Source organism: Meiothermus luteus, from assembly GCF_003574085.1.
GTDB classification, from domain to species: domain Bacteria; phylum Deinococcota; class Deinococci; order Deinococcales; family Thermaceae; genus Meiothermus; species Meiothermus luteus.
Genome location: NZ_QWKZ01000033.1, coordinates 1 through 25,361 on the forward strand (window position 1 = coordinate 1; position 25,361 = coordinate 25,361).

At 63.6% G+C, this 25,361-nt stretch carries 27 protein-coding genes; 17 read left to right on the forward strand and 10 right to left on the reverse strand.

Going from position 1 to position 25,361, the window contains the following annotated elements:
* Window positions 1-141: 141 nt before the first annotated feature.
* The 7 genes from speA to Mlute_RS06550 all read right to left on the reverse strand — a co-directional run bounded on the left by speA (window position 142) and on the right by Mlute_RS06550 (window position 6,304).
* Window positions 142-2,034 (reverse strand): biosynthetic arginine decarboxylase, encoded by a 1,893-nt coding sequence (speA, locus tag Mlute_RS06525; RefSeq protein WP_119359933.1) that lies wholly within the window; start codon window positions 2,032-2,034, stop codon window positions 142-144.
* A 100-nt stretch (window positions 2,035-2,134) separates the two neighbouring features.
* Window positions 2,135-2,656 carry a DinB family protein gene (locus Mlute_RS06530; RefSeq protein ID WP_119359934.1) on the reverse strand — a complete coding sequence of 174 codons (522 nt, stop codon included), beginning with the start codon at window positions 2,654-2,656 and terminating at the stop codon, window positions 2,135-2,137.
* Complete coding sequence (locus tag Mlute_RS06535; RefSeq protein WP_119359935.1) at window positions 2,653-2,955, reverse strand: DUF1905 domain-containing protein; 303 nt, start codon at window positions 2,953-2,955, stop codon at window positions 2,653-2,655. The genes Mlute_RS06530 and Mlute_RS06535 overlap by 4 nt, the downstream gene beginning before the upstream one ends.
* Window positions 2,939-3,451, reverse strand: a complete 513-nt coding sequence (locus tag Mlute_RS06540; RefSeq protein WP_119359936.1) for a DinB family protein — start codon at window positions 3,449-3,451, stop codon at window positions 2,939-2,941. Before Mlute_RS06540 ends, Mlute_RS06535 begins: the two co-directional genes overlap by 17 nt.
* An 18-nt stretch (window positions 3,452-3,469) precedes the next feature.
* A complete protein-coding gene (locus tag Mlute_RS06545) occupies window positions 3,470-3,991 on the reverse strand; it encodes a DinB family protein (RefSeq protein ID WP_119359937.1) in 522 nt (173 codons plus the stop codon).
* Between the two features lie 161 nt (window positions 3,992-4,152).
* Window positions 4,153-4,803, reverse strand: a complete 651-nt coding sequence (locus tag Mlute_RS16010) for a glutamine synthetase III family protein (RefSeq protein WP_245958875.1) — start codon at window positions 4,801-4,803, stop codon at window positions 4,153-4,155.
* An 82-nt stretch (window positions 4,804-4,885) separates the two neighbouring features.
* Window positions 4,886-6,304, reverse strand: a complete 1,419-nt coding sequence (locus Mlute_RS06550) for a glutamine synthetase III (protein ID WP_245958873.1) — start codon at window positions 6,302-6,304, stop codon at window positions 4,886-4,888.
* A gap of 272 nt (window positions 6,305-6,576) precedes the next feature.
* Between Mlute_RS06550 and Mlute_RS06555 the strand changes: the two genes are divergently transcribed.
* From Mlute_RS06555 to Mlute_RS06565, 3 genes are read left to right on the forward strand one after another with little or no spacing between them, the layout of a single operon-like run.
* Window positions 6,577-7,302, forward strand: coding sequence for an NUDIX hydrolase (locus Mlute_RS06555; protein ID WP_245958874.1), 726 nt, complete (start codon window positions 6,577-6,579; stop codon window positions 7,300-7,302).
* A complete protein-coding gene (locus tag Mlute_RS06560; RefSeq protein ID WP_119359939.1) occupies window positions 7,299-8,312 on the forward strand; it encodes a bifunctional nicotinamide-nucleotide adenylyltransferase/Nudix hydroxylase in 1,014 nt (337 codons plus the stop codon). Before Mlute_RS06555 ends, Mlute_RS06560 begins: the two co-directional genes overlap by 4 nt.
* Window positions 8,309-9,700: a nicotinate phosphoribosyltransferase gene (locus Mlute_RS06565; protein ID WP_119359940.1), complete on the forward strand. Its 1,392-nt coding sequence runs from the start codon at window positions 8,309-8,311 to the stop codon at window positions 9,698-9,700. Before Mlute_RS06560 ends, Mlute_RS06565 begins: the two co-directional genes overlap by 4 nt.
* Here the strand turns inward: Mlute_RS06565 and Mlute_RS06570 are convergent.
* A complete protein-coding gene (locus Mlute_RS06570) occupies window positions 9,697-10,845 on the reverse strand; it encodes a phosphopentomutase (protein ID WP_119359941.1) in 1,149 nt (382 codons plus the stop codon). The genes Mlute_RS06565 and Mlute_RS06570 overlap by 4 nt on opposite strands.
* A gap of 42 nt (window positions 10,846-10,887) precedes the next feature.
* On the reverse strand, window positions 10,888-11,781 hold the full coding sequence (locus Mlute_RS06575; RefSeq protein ID WP_119359942.1) for a LysR family transcriptional regulator: 894 nt from the start codon (window positions 11,779-11,781) through the stop codon (window positions 10,888-10,890).
* Window positions 11,782-11,868: 87 nt separating this feature from the next.
* Here Mlute_RS06575 and glpX point away from each other — a divergent pair, with 87 nt between their 5' ends.
* The 9 genes from glpX to Mlute_RS06620 all read left to right on the forward strand — a co-directional run bounded on the left by glpX (window position 11,869) and on the right by Mlute_RS06620 (window position 19,291).
* Entirely contained in the window at window positions 11,869-12,858 is a 990-nt protein-coding gene (gene glpX, locus Mlute_RS06580; RefSeq protein ID WP_119359943.1) for a class II fructose-bisphosphatase, read from the forward strand.
* A gap of 10 nt (window positions 12,859-12,868) precedes the next feature.
* Complete coding sequence (locus tag Mlute_RS06585) at window positions 12,869-14,323, forward strand: ribulose-bisphosphate carboxylase large subunit (protein ID WP_119359955.1); 1,455 nt, start codon at window positions 12,869-12,871, stop codon at window positions 14,321-14,323.
* Between the two features lie 13 nt (window positions 14,324-14,336).
* Window positions 14,337-14,759, forward strand: a complete 423-nt coding sequence (locus Mlute_RS06590; RefSeq protein ID WP_119359944.1) for a ribulose bisphosphate carboxylase small subunit — start codon at window positions 14,337-14,339, stop codon at window positions 14,757-14,759.
* Window positions 14,760-14,817: 58 nt separating this feature from the next.
* The gene (cbbX, locus tag Mlute_RS06595; protein ID WP_119359945.1) at window positions 14,818-15,723 is read left to right on the forward strand and encodes a CbbX protein; all 906 of its coding nucleotides are present in this window, start codon (window positions 14,818-14,820) and stop codon (window positions 15,721-15,723) included.
* Window positions 15,713-16,681, forward strand: coding sequence for a phosphoribulokinase (locus Mlute_RS06600; protein WP_119359946.1), 969 nt, complete (start codon window positions 15,713-15,715; stop codon window positions 16,679-16,681). Before cbbX ends, Mlute_RS06600 begins: the two co-directional genes overlap by 11 nt.
* A complete protein-coding gene (rpe, locus tag Mlute_RS06605; protein WP_119359947.1) occupies window positions 16,674-17,348 on the forward strand; it encodes a ribulose-phosphate 3-epimerase in 675 nt (224 codons plus the stop codon). Before Mlute_RS06600 ends, rpe begins: the two co-directional genes overlap by 8 nt.
* Window positions 17,329-18,252 (forward strand): class II fructose-1,6-bisphosphate aldolase, encoded by a 924-nt coding sequence (gene fba, locus Mlute_RS06610; RefSeq protein ID WP_119359948.1) that lies wholly within the window; start codon window positions 17,329-17,331, stop codon window positions 18,250-18,252. Before rpe ends, fba begins: the two co-directional genes overlap by 20 nt.
* The gene (locus Mlute_RS06615; RefSeq protein ID WP_281270849.1) at window positions 18,249-18,728 is read left to right on the forward strand and encodes a YqhA family protein; all 480 of its coding nucleotides are present in this window, start codon (window positions 18,249-18,251) and stop codon (window positions 18,726-18,728) included. Before fba ends, Mlute_RS06615 begins: the two co-directional genes overlap by 4 nt.
* Window positions 18,729-18,880: 152 nt before the next feature.
* On the forward strand, window positions 18,881-19,291 hold the full coding sequence (locus Mlute_RS06620; RefSeq protein ID WP_119359957.1) for a c-type cytochrome: 411 nt from the start codon (window positions 18,881-18,883) through the stop codon (window positions 19,289-19,291).
* Between the two features lie 42 nt (window positions 19,292-19,333).
* Here Mlute_RS06620 and Mlute_RS06625 read toward each other — a convergent pair whose 3' ends face one another.
* Window positions 19,334-19,954 (reverse strand): hypothetical protein, encoded by a 621-nt coding sequence (locus tag Mlute_RS06625; protein WP_119359949.1) that lies wholly within the window; start codon window positions 19,952-19,954, stop codon window positions 19,334-19,336.
* A gap of 39 nt (window positions 19,955-19,993) precedes the next feature.
* On the opposite strand from Mlute_RS06625, the gene bshB1 reads away from it, so the two are divergent.
* From bshB1 to Mlute_RS06650, 5 genes are all read left to right on the forward strand, one after another.
* Window positions 19,994-20,671, forward strand: a complete 678-nt coding sequence (gene bshB1 / locus Mlute_RS06630; RefSeq protein WP_119359950.1) for a bacillithiol biosynthesis deacetylase BshB1 — start codon at window positions 19,994-19,996, stop codon at window positions 20,669-20,671.
* A gap of 82 nt (window positions 20,672-20,753) precedes the next feature.
* The gene (locus Mlute_RS06635) at window positions 20,754-21,947 is read left to right on the forward strand and encodes an ROK family transcriptional regulator (protein WP_119359951.1); all 1,194 of its coding nucleotides are present in this window, start codon (window positions 20,754-20,756) and stop codon (window positions 21,945-21,947) included.
* Window positions 21,948-21,971: 24 nt separating this feature from the next.
* Window positions 21,972-23,207 carry an ABC transporter substrate-binding protein gene (locus Mlute_RS06640; RefSeq protein ID WP_119359952.1) on the forward strand — a complete coding sequence of 412 codons (1,236 nt, stop codon included), beginning with the start codon at window positions 21,972-21,974 and terminating at the stop codon, window positions 23,205-23,207.
* 82 nt (window positions 23,208-23,289) lie between these two features.
* Complete coding sequence (locus Mlute_RS06645) at window positions 23,290-24,414, forward strand: carbohydrate ABC transporter permease (protein WP_119359953.1); 1,125 nt, start codon at window positions 23,290-23,292, stop codon at window positions 24,412-24,414.
* Window positions 24,411-25,223: a carbohydrate ABC transporter permease gene (locus Mlute_RS06650; RefSeq protein ID WP_119359954.1), complete on the forward strand. Its 813-nt coding sequence runs from the start codon at window positions 24,411-24,413 to the stop codon at window positions 25,221-25,223. Before Mlute_RS06645 ends, Mlute_RS06650 begins: the two co-directional genes overlap by 4 nt.
* Window positions 25,224-25,361: the final 138 nt, after the last annotated feature.

Below are 25,361 nucleotides of genomic sequence, written 5' to 3' on the forward strand. Positions count from 1 at the left end.
GGGCTCGAGGGGTCGGGGCATGAACTACCTGGCTATTTATTTCTCGACAAGAAAATACCCCGTTTTTCTCTCTCCGTCAACAGCCATCGTTCAAAAGAAAAGGCCTAGGCAGGCGGACGGCCCGCCCGTGGCCTCCTTACCCTATTCCTCGAGGTAGGTGTAGCCCACCAGCTCCCGCGCGTAGAGCTCCATGAAAGCCCCTTTCTCGGCTGGGGTGAGCTTCCTGGAGGAGCGTACCAGCTTCTCCACCGCCTCGGCCAGTTCACCTTCCTCGTAGCCCATCTTTTCAATGACCCGCCGGGCCTTCTCCCCCAGGATAAACCGCTCAATCTCGTAGCCCCCCTCGCCGACCACCACGTGGGCCTCTCCGATGCGCCCGAACAGGTTGTGGCTCATGCCCAGCACGTCCTGGTAGGCCCCGGTTAGGAAGACCCCCAGGTAATAGGGTTCCCCAGGGCGGATTTCGTGTACCGGCAGGGTGTGGCGCACATCGTGGGTGTCAATGAAGCGGTCTATCCTGCCGTCGGAGTCGCAGGTGATGTCTACTAAAGTGGCCTCCCGGGTGGGGCGCTCGTTGAGGCGGGAAAGCGGCACGATGGGGAACATCTGTTTGATGGCCCAGGTATCGGGGAGGCTTTGGAAGAGGCTGAAGTTGCAGACCAGCTTGTCGGCCAGCATCTTTTGCAGATCTTCCAACTCGTCGGCGGGGTAGTCAAACTCCTGGGCGAATTGCAAGGTCTTGCGGGCTATTTGGTAGAAAAGCGCCTCGGCGGCGGCCCGGTCGCGCAGGGAGATAAGGCCCAGGTCGTAGAGGCTGAGGACGGTGTCCTTGTTGGCAAAGGCGTCGTGGTAGACCTCGCGGTAGTTTTTGGCCGAGATGCTCCGGGCTAGCTCGAGCATCTCCTGTACCACCGGGTGGGCGTTTTTGGGAACCTCCACCCGCTCCTCCCCGGGGGGGCGGATGGTGTCAATGACCTCCAGCACCAGCACGCTGTGGTAGGCGGTGACCGCCCGGCCCGACTCCGTAACCAAAACGGGGTGGGGCTCCCCGTGGCCGTCGCAGATGTCCCGGGTCACGTAGACCAGGTCCTCGGCGTACTCCTCCAGGGTGTAGTTGGCCGAGGCGTAGAAGGCGGTCTTGGAGCCGTCGTAGTCCACGGCCAGGCCGCCCCCCAGGTTCAAGTAGCGCACCGGGGCCCCTAGCTTGCGCAGCTGGACGTAGGTCTGGGCAATCTCCCGTACCGCCTGCTTGATGCGGCGGATATCGGTGACCTGGCTGCCGATGTGGGCGTGCAGCATGGCGATGCTGCCGAGCAGACCGGCTTCGGCGAGGAGGTCCACCGCGCGGACAATTTCCGGGGTAGTGAAGCCAAACTTGGCCGATTCTCCCCCGGATTCCTCCCACTGGCCCGAGCCCTTGGTCTTGAGCTTGTAACGGATGCCAATCTGGGGCTCTACCGAGAGCTCCCGGGCGATTTTGATGACCCGCTCCAGCTCAGCGAACTTTTCCAGGGTGATGACCACGTTTTTGCCCAGCTTCTTGCCCATCAGGGCCAGCCGGACGAAGTCGTCGTCCTTAAAGCCGTTGCAGGCGATGAGGGCTTCCTTGTGCAGGTCCTGGGCTAGGATGAGGGTCAGCTCGGCCTTGGAACCGGCCTCCAGGCCATAGGCGTAGGGCTTCCCGGCCCTGGCCACGGTTTCCACCACGATCCGCCGCTGGTTGACCTTAACCGGGAACAGGCCCTGGTAGCTTCCCTGGTAGCGGTACTTTTCAATAGCCCGACGAAAAGCCTCGTTGAGGGCCACCACCCGGGCCTCTAAAATCTGGGGGAAGCGGAGCATCACCGGCAGTGGGCGGCCCTCGTCGCGCAAGTCCTGCACGATCTCGTAAAGCGAGGCGCTGGGGCCTTTGGGGCCCAGGGGGGTGACCTCGAGCTCCCCGTCCTCTCCTACGCGAAAAAACCCCGCCGCCCAGTGGGGGACGAGGTAGGTTTCTTCGGCATCCTTGGCGGTGTAGCGCTTGAGCTTCTCCAATTTGAATCCGGGTCTCCTCGCACAGGCTACGGTGGAGATGTCGTGGGGCATCTACCGTGCGCTGTCCAGAAGAGAGTGTAGGACAAAACGCCCTGGGATGCTAGGGCAACCTGGAGGGCAAAAACCAAAGCAAGTCCAGGGCGGGTGGCTTAATGCCCTGGATGCGCAAAAGCACTGCTATCTGCGCGGTATGCCGGACCTCGTGGAGCATGACGTGCCAGAGCAAGTTTTCCACCATGTAGTGCTGCTCGGGATCGTCGTGTGGGCTGATCACCCGCTTTAGTTCGGTCTCGGTGAGCGTAGCAAGGTAGGTCAGGGTACTGGCCTCAACGGCCTTCCAGTAGTCCAGCAGGGTGTGCAGGGCAAAACCCGCATACTCCGGGCCGCCGGTGGTGTCTTTGAGGGCGGGCACGCTCGTCCACACCGGTGGGGTGCGCTCAATATCCTCGTGCAGCCAGGCGTCCTCCACGCTGGGGATGTGGAAGACCAGATCCTTGATGCAGTGGAAGCGCTCACCGTTCAGCAGCGGGCGCGACAAGGCTTCGTCCGGCAGGGCCTCGAGCGCCCCCCACAGCTCCCGCCGGGCGCGAACCAGGTAGCCGTACATCTCGGGAATGTTCATGGCTTCCTCCGGGCCAGGCCCACCTCGAGCCGCACCACCACGGTCTGTCCTACCCCCAGCCCCTCGGCCTGGCGCACCCGGTCTTTGAGCGGCAACACATACAGGCCATTTTTGGGCCACAGCGAGGTCTGCCACTCGGTCTGCCCGATCCGTGCCCTCACCGGAATCATGCCCCAGCCGTAGGTCAAAAACCGCTCGGCGCGCTTGATGGCCTGGCTTTGCGCTTCGGGTACGGTCACAAAGTAGAAGGGCGCGGGGCCGCGCCACTCCCAAATTTCACCGCTAAACTCGAGGCTCATTGGTGCGCCCCAGCAGGTCAGCAACGGAGATTGCATGGGCCGAGGTGCTGTCGCCGGTGACGACACGGCGGTGGTAGTCGATCTGGCCCAGGTGGTAGGCCAGGTGGCTCAGGAACTGCAGCAGGGTAAGCTGGGTGGAGAACGCCCCGTCGGCCAATTGAACCGGGAAGGGCCGGGCCAGGTGTTCCTCGCTTAGGTTGGCGAAGCCCGCCAAAACCCCCTGCCGGGCCCCTTCCAACTCCCGGCGGATTTCGCTTCGCGGCACGCCCCGCCTGCTAAACTCCGCCACCCGGTTCCGCACATATCCGGTATGGCCCAGGATGGCCCCAAGGAAGTGCTGCAAATTGCCGGCCAGGTGTAAAAAAAGCGTTCCCGCCGGGTTGGGCAGGCCGGGCAGCTCTTTCCAGAGGCTGGCGTCGTCGGGATAGAGCTCGAGCTCGCGTTCCAGGGTGGCAATTTCGCGCAGGTAGAGGGCTTTTAGATCCTCGAGCAGCATATTTCTCCTTTTGAAGCCCTACTGCTCCCAGATTTCGGTTCGCCACTGGCTCCAGATGGCTTTTTCTTCCACTTCTTCTGGCATTGTGTAGCCAAAAGCTTTGAGGGCCAGCTTGATCTGCCCCACATGATAGCCTTCGTGCCAGAGTAGATGCTGAAGCAAAAATACAGGGTGGTCGTAGCGCGCGTTTTTACCCTGCATGGCCTGGCCAGTGTGCAGCCGATCCTGCACCGCCTCGCACACAGCACGGCAACTTTCGTTCAAGGCCTGCACGATGCGTGTGGGGTCGCGCTCCGCAAGCCAGTCCTCGCCATCTTTGCGGAAAAGTTGGGTCAGGCCCGCAGCGAACTCGGGTGCGACCTGGTTCAGCCAGAAGAGCCGGGTTTGCTGGATATGCGAAAACTGCTCCGCGACCGAGGGGCTTCCCTGCATGGCTTTTGCCTCCATCCCTCCTTCTGGTAGAGCCTGGAGCAGGTTGATCAGAATGGCGTTGTTGCGTCTATACGAGTCCAGCAGGGCCTGCACAATCGAATCGTTCATGTCGGCTTCCTTTCACATAACCCGGCCTGTAAATACGATTGTAGCGTATGCGCTCCGGCCCGTGGCCGAAGAACCCTGCCTCCACCCCTGCCAGCCCACCCCTCCCGGAAAGACGGACACCCCCCGCGACGGGGGGTGTCTGGAGCATAAGTAGCGCGTTTTTACTTGACAAACAGCATCTCGCGGTAGCTGGGCAGGGGCCAGTACTTATCGGCCAGGATGCGCTCCAGGGCGTCGGCTGCTTTACGTACCTCGGCCATGGCGGGCAGCACGTTGTCGCGCATGTGGTGGGCTTTCTCATGCACCTCGTCCCCACCGAGTTCGGCGTTTTGCACCTTGAGCTTCTCTAGAGCGTCCGATAGGGCGTCGGTGGCCTCCACCACCTGCTGGATGGTCCTTTGGACCGCCTTAGACTTGACCTCTATTTCCGAAAGCTCGGCCAGGTAGCTCAGGGCCCCGGGCAGGATCTGGGTCTGGACAATCCACTCGGTGGTCTCGCCCTCAATGTTGACCTGCTTGAAGTAGATGTCGTACATGATCTCCTGCCGGGCGTGAATTTCCCGCTCGGAGAGCACCCCCAGCCGGCTGAATAGCTGGATGTTCTTCTCGTCGGTGAAGCGCTCAATGGCGTCCACCGCGGTGCGTAGGTTCAAAAGCCCCCGCTTGGCCGCCTCCTTGTGCCAGGCCGCCGAGTAGCCGTCGCCGTTGAAGACGATGCGCTTGTGCTGGTTGTAGGTTTCCCGAACCACCTCCAGCACGGCCTGCTCAAAGGAGGCCTTCTTCCTCAGCTTGGCCTCGAGGGCCCCCACCATCTGCTCAATCGCGTCGGCCACGATGGTATTGATGACCGTGATGGGGAAGGAGATGCTCTGCGAAGCCCCCACTGCGCGGAACTCAAACTTGTTCCCGGTGAAGGCGAAGGGCGAGGTGCGGTTGCGGTCGCCGGCGTGCTTGGGCAGGGGGGGGCAGCACGGGAACGCCCAGCTCGAGCACCCCTGCCCGGCGGCCGCTGCTCCTTTGTCCGTTGGAAAGCCCCTCAAAAATCTCGGTAAGCTGGTCGCCTAGGAAGATGGAGATGATGGCCGGTGGGGCTTCGTTGGCCCCTAGGCGGTGGTCGTTGGAGGCGGAGGCCACGCTCAGGCGGAGCAGGTCCTGGTGGGTGTCTACCGCTTTGAGCACCGCGGTGCAGAAGAAGAGGAACTGCAGGTTCTCATGGGGGGTCTCGCCCGGCTCCAGCAGGTTCAGCCCGGTGTCGGTGGCCATGCTCCAGTTGCAGTGCTTGCCCGACCCGTTTACCCCAGCGAAGGGCTTCTCATGGAGCAGGGCCACCATCCCGTAGCGCCGGGCGGTGTTCTTGAGGACCTGCATGATGAGCTGCTGGTGGTCGGCGGCCAGGTTGGAGGGCTCAAAGAGGGGGGCTATTTCGTACTGGCTAGGGGCTACCTCGTTGTGGCGGGTCTTGACCGGAATCCCCAGGGCGTAGAGCTGGTTCTCCACATCGGTCATGAAGGAGAGCACCCGGTCGGGGATGGAGCCAAAGTAGTGGTCTTCTAGCTCCTGTCCGCGGGGCGGCTTGGCGCCAAAGAGGGTGCGCCCGGTCATCACCAGGTCAGGACGGCGGAAGTAGAACTCCTCGTCTATCAGGAAGTACTCCTGCTCGGCCCCCACGGTGGAGAAAACCTTGCTCACCTCCACCCCGAAAAGCTGCAGGGCTCGCTTGGCGCTTTTGTTGAGGGCCTCTATGGAGCGGAGCAGGGGGGTCTTTAGGTCCAAGGCCTCGCCGGTCCAGCTCGCAAAAGCCGAGGGGATGCAAAGCGTAGCCCCGTTGGAGTGGCGCATGATGAAGGCCGGGGAGGTGGGGTCCCAGGCGGTGTAGCCCCGGGCCTCAAAGGTGGCCCTGAGCCCCCCGGAGGGGAACGAGGAAGCGTCCGGCTCAGCCTGGATGAGCTCCTTGCCGCTGAACGAGGCGATGACCTTGCCGTCGGAGACGGGAACGAAGAAGCTGTCGTGCTTCTCCGCGGTGTAGCCGGTTAGGGGTTGGAACCAGTGGGTGTAGTGGGTGGCCCCTTTTTCCAGGGCCCACTTTTTCATGGCCAGGGCGATGGTGTCGGCGATGCTCGGGTCCAGCGGCACCCCCTTCTCAATGGTGGCCTGGAGGGACTTCCACACCGGCTTGGAAACCAGCTCGCGCAGCTCGTCCAGGTCCAGCACGTCGCTGGCAAAAACCTCTCCAGCGATGTCGCTGGACACCTTGCGCACGTCCTTGAAGCGCCAGTTTTTAGCTGCCGAGAGTACGTCAAACTCGTGGTTCACGCTGCCTCCTTCTGCGCGGGCTCCCGCTTCTTCGCATTTCGCAAATAAGTTGCGCGCGGTGGACCCTTGCGCATGCTCCTACAATACCACAAAATCGCAAAAGTCAAGCCGTGTGTTCCAAAATGATGTGACGTTTGTCAAAAAAACAACGAACACCTTGCGAAATAAAAAGGCAGTTTCCCCTGCAACGAGGGTTGACTTATTTGCTCTAGACTTATATGCTTCTTGCAACTAAGTTTTTGGGCCAGCGCGCCCAGCCAGGAGCCTCTATTATGGAGCCTTTAGACACCGCCCTCTACGACCGCCCTTCGGTCACGGTGGATGTGGTGGTTCTGACGCTGCGCGGGGGGTGTCTGGAGGTTCTCCTGGTGCGGCGCAAGGAGCACCCCTTCCTCAACTACTGGAGCCTGCCGGGGGGGTTTATTTGGAAGGGTGAGTCGCTGGACGAGGCGGCCGCACGGGTGCTCAGGCACAAAGCGGGGCTCGAGGCGGAGGCCGGCCGAACCCGTCGGCCGGGAGGGCATCCTATCTACCTGGAGCAGCTCTACACCTTCGGCAGCCCCAACCGCGATCCCCGGGCCCGGGTGATTAGCGTGGCCTACTACGCCCTGGTGGAGCAGAGCCATGTGCGGGAGATTTCTGAGGAGAGCGGTCTGTTCCGCCTCTTGCTCAAAGACGAGGAGAACGTGGCGGAGATTTACGATGCGAAGGGGAAGAAATACTCCTTGGCCTTTGACCACGCCGAGATTCTGGCGGTGGCGGTGCGGCGCATTCGGGGCAAGCTCTCCTACACCCCCATCGGCTTTGAGCTGTTGCCCGAGCGGTTTACCCTTCGCGAGCTGCAGGCGGTTCATGAGGCCATCTTGCAGAAGAAGCTCAACAAAGCCTCCTTCCGCCGAAAGATGCTGGCCTCAGGGCTGCTTCAGCCCACCGGGGAGTTTGAGCGCGGCACCGGCTTTAGGCCCGCCGAGCTCTACCGCTTTCGGAGGGAAGCATGAAAACTGCGGTATTCATAGGCCGCTTTCAGCCCCCGCATCGGGCCCACCTCGAGACCATCAAACGCGCTTTGGCCCGCTACGAGCGGCTGGTGGTGGTGCTGGGGAGCGCCTACTGCTACCCCACGCCCAAAAACCCCTTTAGCGAAGCGGCGCGGGAGGAGATGATTCGGGCCTGCCTGGGCCTCCAGGAGCAGGGGCGGCTTCACTTGGTGGCCATCCCCGACGACTACTACGACGACCCCCGCTGGTTCCGCGCGGTGCGGGCGGCGGTGGAGGCCATCGCCGGCCCGGGGGCCGAAATCTGCATCACGGGCTACCACAAGGACGAGAGCAGCTACTACTTGCACGGCTTTGGCGACTGGCCTTTTGAGCCGAGCGGGGTGGTGAGTTCTCTGAGCGCTACCGACGTGCGCAACCGCTACTTCGCCGGGGACGGGGCCTGGCGGGAGATGGTGCCGGAGGCGGTGCGGCGGTTCATGGAACAGTTTGCCACCACCGCCGAGTTTGCCCGCCTACAGGCCGAGTGGAAAACCCTGCAGCACTACCGCGCGCTCGAGCAGCACTACCCCTACCCCATCCTCCACGTGGCCGCCGACGCCTTCGTGCAGGCCCAAGGCCAGGTCTTGCTGGTGGAGCGGCGGGGGGCGCTGGGACAGGGGGCCTGGGCCCTGCCCGGAGGCTATGTAGAGCCCAAGGAGACCCTGCTCGAGGCCGCCCTGCGCGAGCTGCGGGAGGAGACTGGCCTGCAGCCAGGGCCCGCTGCCCTGAAAGCCACCAAGGCCTTCGACTACCCAGGCCGCAGCCTGCGGGGCCGGGTGATTAGCTTTGGGCACCACTTCCACCTGGAGGGCCCCCCGCCTCCGGTCAAGGGCCGGGACGACGCGGCCCGGGCCTTCTGGCTGCCCCTGGGCGAGCTGGATCAGCACCAGTCCCGCTTCTTTGAGGACCACTACCAACAGATTTGCTGGTTTTTAGGACGGGCACCCCAACCCCCAAAGGAGTCCAGATGAAAAGCCTCAACCCCCACAACCTAATCCTGAACACCGATAGCTACAAGGCCAGCCACTTCGCCCAGTTTCCCAAGGGCCTGACCTACGCCAGCTGGTACATCGAGAGCCGGGGCGGCGACCACAACTTCGTGCGCTTTTTCGGCCTACAGGCCTTCCTTATTGAGTACTTGAGCAAGGGCGTGAGCCTGGCCGATGTGGAGGAGGCCCGGGAGGTCTTTCTGGCCCACGGCCTGCCCTTTCCCTACGAGGGCTGGCGCTACATCGCCCAGGAGCTAGGGGGGCGGCTGCCGGTGCGCATCCGGGCGGTGCCGGAGGGGATGGTCATCCCGGTGCACAACCCCCTGGTCATCATCGAGAGCACCGACCCCAAAGTACCCTGGCTGCCCGGCTGGCTCGAGACCGCCCTCTTGCGCGCGGTCTGGTACCCCACCACGGTCTGCACCCTCTCCTGGGCCATCCGCAACACCATCAAGGAGTACCTGGAAAAAACCGCCGACGACCCCGAGGCCGAGCTGCCCTTCAAGCTCCACGACTTTGGGGCGCGCGGGGTGAGCAGCCTGGAGAGCGCCGGCCTAGGGGGAATGGCCCACCTGGTCAACTTCCAGGGCACCGATACCGTGACCGCCTTGGTCTACGCCCGCAACTACTACGGGGCCGAGATGGCCGGCTACTCCATTCCGGCCATGGAGCACAGCACCGTGACCAGCTTCGGGCCGGAGGGGGAGGCCCAGGCCTACCGCCAGATGATCGAGACCTTCGGCAAGCCGGGGGCGCTTTTCGCCATGGTGATTGACTCCTACAACCGCGAGCGGGCTGTGGGGCAGATTATCGGCGAGGAGCTGCGGGGGCTCATCCAGGGCTCCGGGGCTACCGCGGTCATCCGCCCCGACTCGGGCGACCCGCCCTTCGTGGTGCTGCGCACCGTGCAGACCCTGGAGGCCAAGTTCGGGGCCACGGTTAACAAAAAGGGTTTCAAGGTTTTGAATGGGGTACGGGTGATCCAAGGCGACGGGGTCAACGCCGACACCATCCGCAAGGTGTTGTTTTTGCTTGAGCAGTGGGGCTACAGCGCCTCCAACGTGGCCTTCGGGATGGGCGGGGCCCTCCTGCAGCACCCCCACCGCGACACCCAGAAGTTCGCCCAGAAGCTGCACCTGGTCACGGTGGATGGGGTGACCTACGGGGTGGGCAAAAGCCCGGTGGATGACCCCTCCAAGCTCTCCAAGAGAGGCCGCCTGGACGTGATCAAAGACGAGCGGGGCATCCGCACGGTGGAGCTGCCCCTCGACGAACCCAACCCCCACCCCCAAAGCCTCTTGCGGGTGGTTTTTGAGAACGGCGAGATTAAGAAGCGCTACACCTGGGAGGAGGTGCGGGCCAACGCCTAGAGGACGCTGGTGCCGGGGCCGGACCAGGGGAGCCCAAAGGCCCTGGCCCAGCTCGCCCCCAGGTCGGCGAAGGTAGCCCGGGTGCCCAGGTCGGCCCCAGCCATCCCAGGCCCCACCACCAGCAGCATTCCGTACTCCCGGGTGTGGTCGGTGCCACGGTAGGTGGGGTCGTTGCCGTGGTCGGAAACGATGAAGAGGTAGTCCTCGGAGCCCAGGGCGGCCAGCAGCTCGGGGATGCGGGCGTCGAAGGCCGCTAGGGCCTCGGCGTAGCCAGCCGGGTTGCGCCGGTGACCGTATTTGGCGTCAAAGTCCACCAGGTTGGTGAAGACCAGGCCGGCGAAGGGCTCGCGCATCAGCTCCAGGGTGCGCGCCAGCCCCTCGGCATTGCTGCCGGCCTTGACCTCGCGGGTGAAGCCCCGGTGGGCGTAGATGTCGGGGATTTTGCCTACCCCCACCACCTCGAGCCCGGCGGCTTTTAGCTCGTCCAGCACGTTGGGGGGTGGTTCTAGGGCGAAGTCCTTGCGCAGGTCTTCGCGGCGGTAGAAGCTCCCCGGCTCGCCCTCAAAGGGGCGGGCAATCACCCGGGCACAAGCCAGCGGCCCCACCAGCATCTCGCGGGCAGTCTGGCACCAGGCGTAAAGCGTTTCTAGGGGCACTTTGCCGATGTGCGCGGCTATCTGGAAGACCGAGTCGGCCGAGGTGTAGACGATGGGGAAACCGGTGCGCAGGTGCGCTTCGCCGTAGTCGCGGATGGCCTCGGTGCCCGAGTAGGGCCGGTTGAGCAGGTAGCCCCCCACCCCGATGCGGGCACAATAAGCGGCCAAGAAGTCTTCCGGGAAGCCCTGGGGGAAGACCTGGAAAGGATGCTCGAGCCGAATCCCCACAAACTCCCAGTGCCCGGTGGAGGTGTCCTTGCCGGGGTTGGCCTCAACCATGCGCCCAAAAGCGCCCAGCGGCTTTTCCACCTGGGAAAGGGTGTGCACCCCTGGTACGCAGCCCAGCCCCAGCGAGGCCAGGTGGGGCAGCTCGAGGCCGGTCTTGAGCACGGTGTGGTCGAGGGTATCGGCCCCCTCGTCGCCAAACTGCGCGGCGTCGGGCAGGTAGCCCAGGCCCACCGAGTCCAGCACGATGGTGGTGATTTTCATGCCCCAAGCATAAGGCAAGGGCCCCTGGCTCCCCGCCCGGGGTCAGGAGGCCAGCATTTCCCGGAGGGCGTCGGCGGCAGGGTTGCCCGCTTCGGTGGGGTAGATGAGCCAGAAAAGCCGTCTTAGCTCCATGCCCTTGATGCGCAGCACCCGCAGGTTGCCCACCTTCACGTTGGGGCGGACCACCACGCTTGAGACAATGCCCACCCCAGCTCCCTCCAGCACCAGCCGCTTGGTCACCTCGTGGTTGTCGGTGTAGAAGATAGGGTTAATCTCCAGCCCGGCCTGTTCAAAGGCCGAGCCTAGAACCCGGTAGGTCATGGCCCTCGGCTCGCGCACAATCAGCGGGACCTCCGCCAGGCGCTCGGGTTCAATCTCTTCCCTTTTGGCCCAGGGATGCTCTGGCGGCACGATGACTACCAGCTCGTCCTCGTAAAACAGCTTGCGCTCAAAGCCCTCCAGATGCTCTACCGCTTCCACCACGGCCAGCTCTATCTCACCTTGCACGAGCCGTTGAGCGAGCCGCTCCGAGCTGCCGCTTTCCAGCGTGATTCTGATCTCTGGGTGGAGCCGCTTGAACTCGGTCAGGTAGCGCGGCAGCACGTAGACCGCCATGGTGGTGGCCGCCCCCAGCTCCACCCGGCCCCGCTCGAGCCGCTCAATGGCCTGGGCGGCCTTCATGAACTCCTCCAGGGCTTGTACGGCCCGCCGGGCCTCGGGTAACAGGTCCTGGCCGGTCTTGGTCAGCACCAGCCGGCGGCCCTGGCGGTGAAAGAGGGCATGGCCAAGCTGGGCTTCCAGGGTCCGCAGGTGCTGGCTCACCCCGGGCTGGGTCATGCCTAGACTCAGGGCTGCGCGGCCCACGCTGCCTTCCTGCACCACGCATAAGAACACCCGCAGGGCCTGGGGGTTGGGGAAGGGGCGTCGTTCTAGCATAAGTATATTTTATCAAAAACGAGAAAAATAAACTTGCGCTATTTATCACAAGTACCTACCCTGGGACCTACCTCGAGGAGGTGATGCATGCTGGCCATAGAACGCCCCACCCGCAACCTCTCGCTGGACCTTTTGCGCAGCACCGAGGCTGCCGCGCTGGCTGCGGCCAGGTGGGTGGGGCTTGGGCGGAAGGACGAGGGGGACCAAGCGGCGGTGGATGCCATGCGCCTGCTTTTGGCCACCGTTCCCATGCAGGCCCGGGTGGTCATAGGGGAAGGGGAGAAGGATAAGGCCCCTATGCTCTACAACGGCGAGGAGCTGGGTACCGGCGAGGGGCCTTCGGTTGACCTGGCGGTGGACCCTATTGAGGGCACCCGGCTGGTGGCCCAGGGGCGGGGTGGGGCCATCAGCGTGATTGCCGCTGCCGAGAGGGGGGGGCTCTTTAACCCCGGCCCCGGCTTCTACGCGGCCAAGCTGGTGGTGGGCCCCCGGGCCAAGGAGGCCATTGACCTTTCGGCCGGCCCGGAGGAGAACCTGCGCGAAATTGCACGGGCTTTAGGCAAACGCCTGCGCGAGGTCACGGTGTTCGTGCTGGACAAGCCCCGGCATATGGGACTCATAGAGCGCATTCGCCAGGTCGGGGCCCGGGTTAGCCTCCACACCGATGGAGATGTGGGCGGGGCGTTGGCAGCGGTGCTGCCCGACACCGGAATAGACGTACTGATGGGCACCGGGGGCACGCCCGAAGGTGTGATTGCGGCCGTGGCGGTCAAGGCATTGGGCGGGGGAATGCAGATGCGGCTTGACCCTCAAAGCGAGGAGGAGCGCTGGGCTTTGGTCAACAACGGCTACGACCCCCAGCGGGTCTACACCCTAGACGAACTATGCCCTGCTGAGGACGCCCATTTCGCTGCCACCGGCATCACCGACGGGCAGTTTTTGCGCGGGGTGCGCTACCGGGGGGAGTACGCCGTCACCCACAGCCTGGTCATCCGGGGCCACACCCGCACACTGCGCTACATTGAGTCGCACCACTTGTTGGAAAAGCTCCGCGCTATCAGCGGTGAGCTTTATTGAGGAGGGAATCATGGCACTAGGATACGCAGGCAAGGACACCGGAAAGTACGCCAAGGCGGGGGTTCGCGAGTACCGCGAGATGGGCTACTGGCAGCCCGACTACGTCCCTAAGGACACCGACACCCTGGCCCTGTTCCGCATCACCCCCCAGCCGGGGGTGGAGCCTGAGGAGGCTGCGGCGGCGGTGGCAGGGGAGTCCAGCACGGCCACCTGGACGGTGGTCTGGACGGATCGGCTCACCACCTTGGAGCGCTACCAGGCCAAGGCCTACAAGGTGGAGCCAGTGCCCGGCAACCCCGAGCAGGTCTTCGCCTACATCGCCTACGACCTGGCCCTGTTTGAGGAGGGCTCCATCGCCAACATGACCTCCTCCATCATCGGCAACGTCTTCGGTTTCAAGGCGGTGAAGGCCCTGCGGCTGGAGGACTTGCGGGTGCCGGTGGCCTACCTCAAGACCTTCAAGGGGGCCCCCCACGGCATCCCGGTAGAGCGGGACATGCTCAACAAGTACGGTCGGCCCATCCTGGGCGCTACGGTGAAGCCCAAGCTGGGCCTCTCGGGGCGCAACTACGGCCGGGTGGTCTACGAAGCCCTGGCGGGTGGGCTTGACTTCACCAAGGACGACGAGAACATCAACTCCCAGGCCTTCATGCGTTGGCGCGACCGCTTTCTTTACGCCCAGGAGGCGGTCATGCGGGCCGAGCAGGTCTCGGGTGAACGTAAGGGCCACTACATGAACGTAACCGCGGCCGACATGGAGGAGGTGTTGCGGCGGGCGGAGTTCGCCAAGGAGATCGGCTCCATCATCATCATGGCCGACCTGACCATGGGCTACACCGCTTTGCAGACCCTCTCCAACTGGTGCCGCAACAACGGGATGATTCTGCACCTGCACCGGGCCTCCCACGCCACCTTTACCCGGCAGAAGAACCACGGCATCAACTTCCGGGTGCTGGCCAAGTGGATGCGGATGCTGGGGGTAGACCACATCCACGCCGGAACAGTGGTGGGGAAGCTCGAGGGCGACCCCAACCTGACCCGGGGCTACTACGCCATCCTCCGGGAGCAGTACAACCACTACGACCCGGTACGCGGCATCTACTTCGACCAAGACTGGGGCTACTTGCCCGCGGTGATGCCGGTGGCCTCGGGGGGTATCCACGCCGGGCAGATGCACCTGCTCCTGGATCTTTTTGGCGACGACGTGGTCTTGCAGTTTGGCGGGGGCACCATCGGCCACCCCATGGGCATCGCTGCTGGGGCCACGGCCAACCGGGTGGCAGTAGAGGCCATGGTGATGGCCCGCAATGAGGGGCGCGACATCCTGGCTGAGGGCCCTGAGATTCTGCGCCAGGCGGCCAAGCACTCCCCCGCCTTGGCCGCCGCGCTGGAGGTCTGGAAGGACATCACCTTTGACTTCACCTCCACCGACACCCCAGACTTCGTGCCCACACCAACCCTGTGACGAGGAGGTAGATATGCGCATCCACCAAGGCACCTTTTCCTTTCTGCCCGACCTCACCGACGAGCAGATAGAGAAGCAGATTCGCTACATCATCCAAAACGGCTGGGCGGTTTCAGTAGAGTACACCGACGACCCTAACCCCTACAACACCTACTGGAACATGTGGGGCCTGCCCATGTTTGACCTGGAAGACCCCGCGGCGGCCATGTACGAGTTCAGGAAGTGCCGCGAAGCCTTCCCGAACCACTACATTAAGATTAACGGCTACGACCCCAGCCCAATGTGGCAGGCCCAGCGGGTGAGCTTCATCGCTCACAGGCCCACCCAGGAGGAGCCCGGCTTCCGCCTCAAGCGCATGCTCTGGTCGGATGGGCGGGTGCAGAAGTACGGCCTCGAGCCCTACGTGACGGACAAGCCATCGGGGGAACGCTACTAGCTTCTTTCTCCGCCTCTGGCCCTAGGCTGGGGGCGGGTTGGTCTAGAGGAAGATGCCCATGACCGAGACCGTAAGCCCCACCGACCTGAGGGCCCTCCTGCAGCAGACCGGGGTGCCCGAGGTGCTGGAGCGCCTGGACCGCGAGCTGGTGGGCCTGGCGCCGGTCAAGACCCGCATCCACGAGATTGCGGCCTACCTGGTGGTGGACAAGTTGCGCCGCGAGCTGGGTCTGGTGGCCACCCGCCCGGTGCTGCACATGGCCTTCACCGGCAACCCCGGCACCGGCAAGACCACCGTGGCCCTGCGCATGGCCACCATCCTGCACCGGCTGGGCTACATACGGCGCGACCACTTGGTGGTGGCTAGCCGCGACGACCTGGTGGGCCAGTACATCGGCCACACCGCCCCCAAGACCAAAGAGGTGCTGAAGCGGGCCATGGGTGGGGTTTTGTTCATTGACGAGGCCTATAGCTTGTACCGGGCCGAAAACGAGCGGGACTACGGCCAGGAGACCATTGAAATCCTGTTGCAGGTTATGGAGAACCAGCGCGAGGACCTGGTAGTGATCCTGGCCGGCTACGAGGACAAGATGGAGCAGTTCTTTGCCCTCAACCCCGGGATGCGCTCGCGCATCGCCCATCACATCCGCTTCCCCGACTACACCGAAGAGGAGCTGGTGGCCATCGGCAAGCTCATGATTGCCGAGCAGAACTACTACCTGGACGAGGCCGCCGAGCGGGCTTTTGTGGAGTACGTGCGCTGCCGAAGGAGGCTCCCCAACTTTGCCAACGCCCGCAGCATCCGCAACGCCATAGACCGCTTCAAGCTGCGCCAGGCCAAGCGGCTGTTTGAGCGGGCCGGCCAGGTGACCCCAGACGACCTGCGCCGCATCGCCGAGGAGGACATAAGGGCCAGCGAGGTCTTCCGGGAGTGTGAGGAGAAAGGAGGCCAGGATGCCCCATAGACCCTTCATGCTCGGCATCGCGGGCGACTCGGGGGTGGGGAAGACCACCATCTCAAGCGGCATCGCCCGTCTGCTAGGTCAGGAGCGCACCACCAACATCTGCGTGGACGACTACCACAAGTACGACCGGAAGCAGCGGGCCGAGCTGCAGATTACCCCCCTCAACCCTGAGTGCAACTACATGGACATCATGGAACAGCATGTGCGCCTTCTGGCCATGGGGGAGCCCATCCTAAAGCCGGTTTACAACCACTCCACCGGCACCTTTGACCCCCCGGTTTATGTCCCGCCTCCCAGGGCCATCAGAGACAACGGCCGCCTGATTCCTCGAGCAGTCATCCTAGAAGGCCTCCTCACGCTGTTTTCCGAGCCCATGCGGGAGCGCTACCACCTTAAGGTTTACCTAGACCCCGAGGAAGACCTGCGCCGGGAGTGGAAGGTCAAGCGCGACGTGGCCAAGCGGGGTTACACCCCCGAGCAGGTGGTGGCCGACATTGAGCGACGGATGCCCGACTCCAAGGCCTACATCTGGCCCCAGAAGGAGCACGCCGACATCGTGGTGCGCTTCTACCGACCCCCGGGCTACGACCCCGAGCGGCCCAGCACCCTCTCGGTGCGCATCACCCTCAAGCGGAGCCTGCCTAAGCTTGACCTGACCGAGGTGCTGCACTCGGCCTACGAAGACGAGCCCTCGGTGATCCGGCTCGAGGCCCGCAAAGAAGCCGACATTCTGGACATCTCGGGGGGCCTGGAACCTGAGCGGGCGGCGGTCTTCGAGCGGCTCATCTGGGAGCAGCTCGGCCAGCACGCTGAGCACTTCAACCCCGAACTCATCGGCACCTTCTGGGACAAGGGTGGCCAAAGCTACCCCCTGGCCCTAACCCAACTGGTTATCGCGTATTATCTGGTACATATGCGCGAGCAGGCCATTCAAAAAGGAGCCCTGGCCTATGCCTAAACTCCTGGTGGCCCCCTCCATCCTCACCGCCGACTTTGCCCGGCTGGGTGAGCAGATCCGCGAGGCCGAGGCGGCGGGGGTGGATTGGATTCACCTAGACGTGATGGACGGGCGTTTTGTGCCCAACCTGACCTTTGGCCCTTTGGTGGTGGAGGCTATTCGCAAGGTTAGCAGGCTGCCGCTCGACGTGCACCTGATGATTGTGGAGCCCGAGCGCTACCTGAAGGACTTTGCCCAAGCCGGCGCCGACTGGATTACGGTTCACTTTGAAGCCACCCCCCACGCCCACCGGGCAGTGCAGCAAATCAAGGAGCTGGGCAAGAAGGCCGGGCTGGCCCTCAACCCGGCCACGCCCCTGGAGGCCATGCTGCCCCTGTTGCCCGAGCTGGACCTGGCCCTCTTGATGAGCGTGAACCCCGGTTTTGGGGGCCAGAAGTACATCCCGGGAAGCACCGAGCGCATCCGTCGCTTGGCTGTGCTGCGCGAGCACCTAAACCCGGCCTGCTTGGTTGAGGTGGACGGGGGCATCAAGCCCGAGAACGTGGCCGAGGTCTACCGGGCCGGGGCGGATGTGGTGGTGGCGGGCAGTGCTTTGTTCAACAATCGGCCGGTGGCCGAGAATATGGAAAAACTGTTAGGAGAAGTGTATGCCGTTGGCCCTAGGTAAAGACGTCCTCAACAAAGCACGGCGCGAAGGCTACGCCGTGCCCAGCTTCAACACCAACAACCTAGAGATTACCCAAGCTATCCTCGAGACCGCCGAGGCCCTCAGGGCCCCGGTCTTTATTCAGGTCTCGGACGGGGCCCGCAAGTACGCCGGGCTCGAGAACCTAGCCAACCTGGTGCGGGACATGGCCAGCCGGGTGAGCGTGCCGGTGGTGCTGCACCTTGACCACGGGGCTGACTACAAGATGGTGCTGCAGGCCCTGCGCGCGGGCTTTACCAGCGTGATGATCGACGCCTCGCACCACCCCTTCGAGGAAAACGTCCACGAGACCAAAAAGTGTGTGGAGGCCGCGCACGCCGTGGGGGTGAGCGTGGAGGCCGAGCTGGGCCGGCTTCAGGGCATTGAGGACAACATCGTGGTGGAGGCCAAGGACGCCTTCCTCACCGACCCCGACGAGGCCGCCCGCTTCGTGGAGGAAACCGGCATTGACTACCTGGCCATCGCCATCGGCACCTCGCACGGGGCCTACAAGGGCAAGGGGCGGCCCTACATAGACCACGCAAGGCTCGAGCAGATCGCCCAGAAGGTCTCTATTCCCCTGGTGCTGCACGGCTCCTCGGGGGTACCCCAGTGGCTCAAGGACAAGATGAAGGCCACCGGGGCCGACCTCGGCGACCCCACCGGCATCCACGACGAGGACGTGCGCCGGGCCATTCCCAACGGAATTGCCAAGATCAACATCGACACCGACCTGCGCCTGGCCTTTACCGCGGGTATCCGCGAGGTGGTGATGGGGAACCCCAAGGAGTTTGACCCGCGCAAGATTTTAGGCAAGGGCCGGGAGTACCTGAAGCAGGTCATCCGGGAAAAGTTTGAGCTGATGGGGACGGTGGGGCGGGCTTGAATCGCTTTGACCAGTTCGTCCAAGGCCTGCTCTGGCAGGCCCGCTGGGTGATGCTTCTGCCGGTGGTGGGGCTTCTAGCTGGGGCGGTCTATTTTGCCGTGCAGACCGGGGTGGAGGTCTGGCGGGCGCTGAGCTCGGGCAGCCTGGAAAAGGCCCTGCCCTTGATGGTGGGGGCGGTAGACCTGGCCCTGCTGGCCTCGGTGTTGATTATCTTTGCCCTGGGGCTCTATGAGCTCTTCATCGCCGAGGTGAACCGGCTCGAGGGCAGCCTCAACGTCTTGGTGGTGCGCAGCCTCAACGACCTCAAGACCAAGCTGGGCCAGGTCATCCTGATGATTCTGGTGGTCAAGTTCTTTGAGAAGGCCCAGGCCTTCTCGCCCAAAGGGGCGCTGGACTTCCTCTACTACGCGGGGGCGGTGGCCCTTCTAGGGGCGGCTTTGTGGCTGGTGCAGGCCAGGGAGAAGCCAGACAAATAACCGCCGGTTATCCAAAAAATAACCAAGAGTTGAGTGATAATCACTTGCAAGAAGGGCTTTTTCGGTCATACTGGGGGGAGGAGGTGAACAGCTTGCGCAGACTTCCGCTCGTTCTCCAAGCCGCCTTAGCCTTGGGCCTGGGTGCTTTTTGGATGGGCGCGCAGACCGCGCTGGCCCAGGCCAGCCCCCTCTACGCCCAGTGCCAGGGCTGCCACCAGCCTACCGGGGCTGGGATTCCTGGGGTCTTTCCCCCGCTGGCTGGGCACATACCCGAAATCCTGGCTGCCAAGGGAGGCCGGGAGTTCCTGATTCAGGTTCTTCTCTATGGCCTGCAGGGCCAGATTACCGTAAAAGGAACCAAGTACCAGGGGATGATGCCGGCCTATGCCCAGCTCAAGGACGAGGAGATCGCCGCCTTGCTCAACCACATCTCCACCCAGTGGGGCAACAAGTTCCCCGCCGGCCAACAGCCTTTCACCGCCGCCGAGGTCAAGGCCCAGCGGGCCAAACCCATGACCGCGGCCCAGGTGCTGGAAGCCCGCAACAAGCTGGGCCTCAAGTAACCCCTGCTCGCGAAGTCGCCCAGGGAGTTCCCTGGGCGTCTTTTACTCCGGCAGGTAGAGGCGGCCCCGCACCGCGGCGACGGCCAGCTCCTGCCCCAGCTCCTGCCCCACCTTTTGGTAGGCGTTCACCCATTCCTCGTTGCTCATCTCGCTGTCGGTGACCAGGCGCAAGAGCAGGTTGTAGGGATGGGTGCCTTCGGCCAGAGCCCGCACGGTATCGCTGAGGCCGGTGGCCTCCTTGAACTCCCGCATCAGCCCCAAGGCGTCAAATTGCACCGCGGAGAGGGGCAGGAACTCCTCGGTGCCCCGGTAGGCCAGGCTGCTAACCTGTTCTAGGACCCCCAGAGCTTTTTGTTGTAAAGCGGCCTCCTCCAGGGCCTGGCGGTGGGCCCTTAGGGCCTCCAGGGTGCTGGGCAGGTGCGGCTCGAGCGGCCCCGGTAGGAGGCGCTGGACCCGCTCGAGCCAGCCTTCAAAATCCTTGGCGGCCTCAATGAGCATCGCTGCGGTGGCGGGGGAGGGTGGATGGCCCTGCTCGAGCTGCTCCGCGGTCTGCCGCAGGGCCTGGCCAAGCTCGCCCAACCGCTCCTGCAGGGCCTGTCCCTCGCTCAGCAGGCCCTCTACCTCACCGATGCGTTCAAGCCCTTCTAGGGGTGCGGTGGCCATGGCTGGTCTCAGTCTACACCCAGGTATGTTTAAGGGGCTATGGGTTTGGACCTGCTGGTGATAGCGCCCCATCCCGACGATGGCGAGCTGGGCTGTGGAGGGCTCCTGGCCAAGGCTAAAGCCGAGGGAGGGAGCACGGGCATTCTTGACCTAACCCAAGGCGAGATGGGCTCCAAAGGCAGCGCAGCCCTCCGGGCCCAGGAGGCCGCGGAGGCCGCCCGGATTCTGGGCCTGGACTACCGGGGCAACCTGGGGCTGCCGGATGGGGGACTGGCCGATGCCGAGCCCCAGCGCCGGGCCTTGGCGCAGGCTTTGCGGACCCTGGCCCCCCGGGTGGTGCTGGCGCCCCTCGAGGCCGACCGCCACCCCGACCACACCGCGGCCCACCACCTGGCGGTGGCCGCGGTCCACCTGGCCAGGCTGCCCAAGGCTCCCCTGGAAGGCCGTCCCCACCGGGTGGAGCGCCTGCTCTTCTACCCGGGCAACTACCCTGCCTTGCCCAACCTGGCAGTGGACATCACCGAGTTCATAGGGGTCTGGGAGACCGCGGTGCGGGCCTACCGCAGCCAGTTTGAGGGCGAGCGGGTCTCTGAAACCGTGCACGAGGGAGGGGTGGAGGCTCGGCGGGCGCTCAGGCGGTACTGGGGGAACCTCCTGGGGGTGGGCTATGCCGAACCGCTGCTGAGCTCCCTACCCTGGCTGACGCGGTTTTGGTGAGCCCCGCGGTTGACAGCCGGGGGGCCTTTTGTATATAGTTCGTCCGCTGAACTTACTAAAGGCTGGCTCCCGGAGAAGCGCTGTGGCCCGTTTCACACCCCTTGACCAGCAGAGCATAAAGCGGCAGAACCGCCGCCGGATTCTGGAGGCCCTCAGGCGCAGCGGGCCGGTGAGCCGGGCGGCGCTGGCCCGGGCGGTGGGCCTAACCAAGAGCACCGTCTCCTCGCTGGTCCAGGAGATGCTCGAGGAGGGCCTGCTGAGCGAGGGGGGGCCGCACAGCGCAGGGCCAGGGCGGCCTGGAACGCGTCTAGAGATTTGCGGCGAGAACACTTTGGCGTTGGGGGTTGAGCTGGGGGTGGAGGGTACTCAGATCGTCCTGTTGGACCTGAGCAACCGCACCCATGGAGCTTGGGGCTGGGCCGTGAGCCCCGAGACCCCGCTTTCTGAGCGGCTTTGCGAGCTTGCCGCAGAGGTTCAGCATCACATCCCGGACCCCGCGAGGCTGCTGGGGGTGGGCCTGACCCTTCCTGGGGTGGTGAACGAGCAGGCCCTGTTGTACGCCCCAGGTCCGGGCTGGCGCAACGAGCGGCCTGCGGAGATGCTCGAGGCCCTGCTGGGGCTTCCGGTGGTGGTGGAAAACGACGCCAACGCCGCGGCCTTTGGCGAAACCTTTTGGGAGGAGCACCCTAGCCCCCTTTTGTACATCGTGCTGACCACCGGCCTGGGCACCGGGCTGGTGGTGGACGGCCAGGTCTACCGAGGACGGTTTGGGGCGGCAGGAGAACTGGGCCACTGGCTCTCTGGGCAGGCCAGGAGCCGTAAGGAAGCCCAAGACGCGGAGGATACCCTTTCGCTTAGGGCGATGATCAAAGGCTACCAAGCTACAAGTGGTCGCAACGAGGACTTTTGGAGACTGCTCGAGCAGGCTCGAGCTGAAGACCCCTATGCCATAGCTGCTCTTGACCGCTTGGCATGGGAGCTAGGCCGTTTCGTGGCCAACCTTTGCGTGGCCTTTGATCCGGCGGTGGTGGTCCTGGGGGGGCCCGGTGCGGAGGCTTGGCCTTGGCTGGAGTCCCCATTGCGCCGAGCGCTTCGAGACCTGGCCTTTCTTCCCGAACACGCCGAGCTGCCTGTAAAGCCCAGCGCATTTGGGCATCTGGCTTCGGCTATGGGCGCTGCTGCTTTGGTGTTGCAGCGCTTCTTAGCAGATGGTGGCGCCCGGTTGCGGAGCCCGCCAACCTCCCACCGGGTACCCTCGTTAACTGTTGGCGCGTGATGGTAGCAACGAGGAGGTTCAGCGATGCGAAAGTGGTTTTTGCTCCTAGCTTTGATTCTTGGCTCCCTGGGAATGGCCCAGTCTGGGAAACTGGAGATATTCTCCTGGTGGGCCGGTGATGAGGGTCCAGCCCTGCAGGCCCTCATTGATCTATACAAGAAGCGCTACCCGAACGTAGAGGTCATCAACGCTACGGTAACTGGGGGCTCCGGGGTCAACGCCCGGGCGGTGCTCAAGACCCGGATGCTGGGCGGCGATCCCCCGGACAGCTTCCAGGTCCACGCTGGCCAGGAGCTGATTGGTACCTGGGTGGTGGCCGACCGGATGGAGGACCTAACCCCCTTGTTCCGCCAGGAGGGCTGGCTGGATAAGTTCCCCAAGGGGCTCATTGACCTCATCTCCTACAAGGGCAAGATTTACAGCGTCCCGGTAAACATCCACCGCTCCAACGTAATGTGGTACGTCCCGGCCAAGCTGCGCGAGTGGGGCGTGCAACCCCCCAAAACCTGGGCTGAGTTCCTCACTGTCTGCCAAACCCTCAAGGGCAAGGGCCTGGAGGCCCCCCTGGCCCTAGGGGAGAACTGGACGCAGCAGCACCTCTGGGAGTCGGTGGCCCTAGGGGTGCTGGGCGCGGCCGACTATGCCAACCTCTGGACCGGTAAGCTCCGCTTCACCGACCCCAAAGCGGTGGCGGTGTGGAACACCTTTGGCCGGGTTTTAGATTGCGCCAATAAGGATGCCGCTGGCCTTTCTTGGCAGCAGGCGGTGGACCGGGTGCTGGAGGGTAAGGCTGCCTTCAACATCATGGGCGACTGGGCCGCGGGCTATATGACCACCACCAAGGGCCTCAAGCCCGGTCAAGACTTCGGCTGGGCCCCTGCGCCGGGTACCGCGGGTGTGTTTATGATGCTCTCTGACTCCTTCGGCCTACCCAAAGGCGTGAAGAACCGCACCAACACCATCAACTGGCTGCGCCTTTTGGGCTCTAAAGAGGGGCAGGACACCTTCAACCCCCTCAAGGGCTCCATCGCTGCCCGCACTGACTCCGATCCCAGCAAGTACAACGCTTACCTGCAGTCCGCGATGCGCGACTGGAAGACCAACCGCATCGTAGGCTCGCTGGTGCATGGCACAGTGGCCCCGGAGTCCTTCATGAGCCAGTTTGGCACCGTGATGGAGATCTACCTCTCCAGCCGCAACGCTCAAGCGGCGGCCAACGCGGCCCAAGCCATTGCCAACCAGGTGCGGCTGGGGCAGTAATTCCCGTGGGGCGGGCCTTGTGCTGGGCCCGCCCCTTTTTGCAAAACGCCGGGCGGAAGCCCGGTAAAGCTACGAGGCTGCAATGCGCTGGTTTAGAAACAAAGACACCCTCTACGGGTTCCTGGTACTCCTGCCCTCGCTGGTGCTGCTGGGGGTTTTTGTCTACGGGTTTATTCTGCAGACCTTTTGGACCTCCCTTACCGACTGGGGCCGCGACCCTACCCAGGCCCTCTCGGCGAACCCCAGGATTAACTTCGTGGGTTTTGAGAACTACCGGGAACTCTTTACCGGATTTGTGGACGCGCGCTTTCGCCAAGACCTGGTCAACACATTTTTCTTTACCCTCTTCTTTATCCTGGGCTGCTTGGGGTTGGGGCTAAGCCTGGCCATCGCCTTGGATCGCGGACCGCGGGGAGAGGGCTTTTTCCGCACCGTGTTTCTATTTCCCATGTCTCTCTCTTTCATCGTCACCGGCACTATTTGGCGCTGGATGCTGCAGCCCGAGGGAGGGGTCAACCAGCTACCTACCCTGGTAGGCCTGCCCAAGGGGGAGTTTGCCTGGCTCACCAGCCGCGAGCAGATATGGCGCTTTAGTTGGAACGACCTGCCTTTTTTCACCGGCCTGGTGGTGGGCCTGGTGTTACTGCTCATCGCCGCGGCGGCTTTTCGAGCAGGGGAGGGCAAAAGGGGTTGGGTGGCCTCGGTCTCGGCGGGGTTGCTGCTTCTTTGGTCCTTTACCTTTGGCCGGACCCTGAAGCCCCTGCCCTACGATGAGCTGCACGGGTTCAACCTGGCCTTCATCGGCATCATCCTAGCAGCGGTCTGGCAGATGTCGGGCTACACCATGGCCCTCTACCTAGCAGGGCTGCGGGGTATACCCGAGGAGCTTCGGGAGGCCGCCCGAGTGGACGGGGCCACCGAGTGGCAGCTCTACCGCCACGTGATCCTGCCCATGCTGGCCCCCATCACCCTTTCGGCGATGATTATCCTAGGCCACATCTCGCTCAAAATCTTTGACCTGGTCTTTGCAATGGCTGGGGCCGACAACGCCCCGACCGATGTGCCGGCCCTGCTGATGTACCTGACCACCTTCCGGGCCAACCAGATTGCCAAAGGAGCGGCCATCGGGATGGTGCTTTTGCTCATGGTGGCTTTGGTGATTGTGCCCTACCTATACCGCCAGCTCAAAAGCGAGGTGCGTAGATGATAGGCCGTGCGCTCCAGTACATGGTCCTCCTGCTGGTCACGCTGTTTTTCCTCCTGCCGGTCTATCTGGTGGTGGTCACCGCCTTCAAAGAGCCTTCGGCCATTAGCCTGAGCACTACCTGGCAGCTACCGGAGCGTTGGTACTGGGAGAGCTTCGTTCAAGCCTGGAACGCCTTTTTGCCCAAGCTGCAGAACAGCTTTTTCCTCACCGTCACCGCCACCCTTCTTTCAGCGGTGCTGGGCTCCTTGAACGGGTACGTGCTGGCCAAGTGGCGTTTTCCCGGGGCCAACGTCGTCTTTCCCTTGATGCTTTTTGGCATGTTTATCCCCTACCAGGCGGTGCTGATTCCACTTTTCCAGTTTGTCCGCGAGATTGGCCTGGGGGGGAGCCTCTGGGGGTTGATCTTGGTGCACGTGGTCTATGGTCTGCCCATCACCACCCTTATCTTCCGCAACTACTACGCCGAGATACCCGACGAGCTGGTGGAGGCTGCCCGGATAGACGGGGCCGGTTTTTTTGGTATTTACCGCCGGATTGTCCTACCCCTATCGCTGCCGGGGTTTGTGGTGGTGGTCATCTGGCAGTTCACCCAGATTTGGAACGAGTTCCTGTTCGCCGTGACCCTGGTGAGCAGCCCGGCCAATCAGCCCATCACTGTGGCCCTGGCCCAGCTCGCCGGGGGTGAGGCGGTGAAGTGGAACCTACCTATGGCCGGAGCCCTGTTGGCTGCCTTGCCCACGCTCTTGGTCTACATTTTCCTGGGCCGCTACTTCATCCGGGGTCTTCTAGCAGGCTCGGTGAAGGGGTAGCCGGGGGAGCTGTTATGATGGGGGAGGTTTTGGAGGTGCTATGAAGCGGGCTTTCGCCTTGTTCGCGGTTTTGGTCGGTTTGGCCTTTGCCCAGGTCCCGGCGTATCCGGAGAACACCCTGGGGGTGGGGTATGGGGT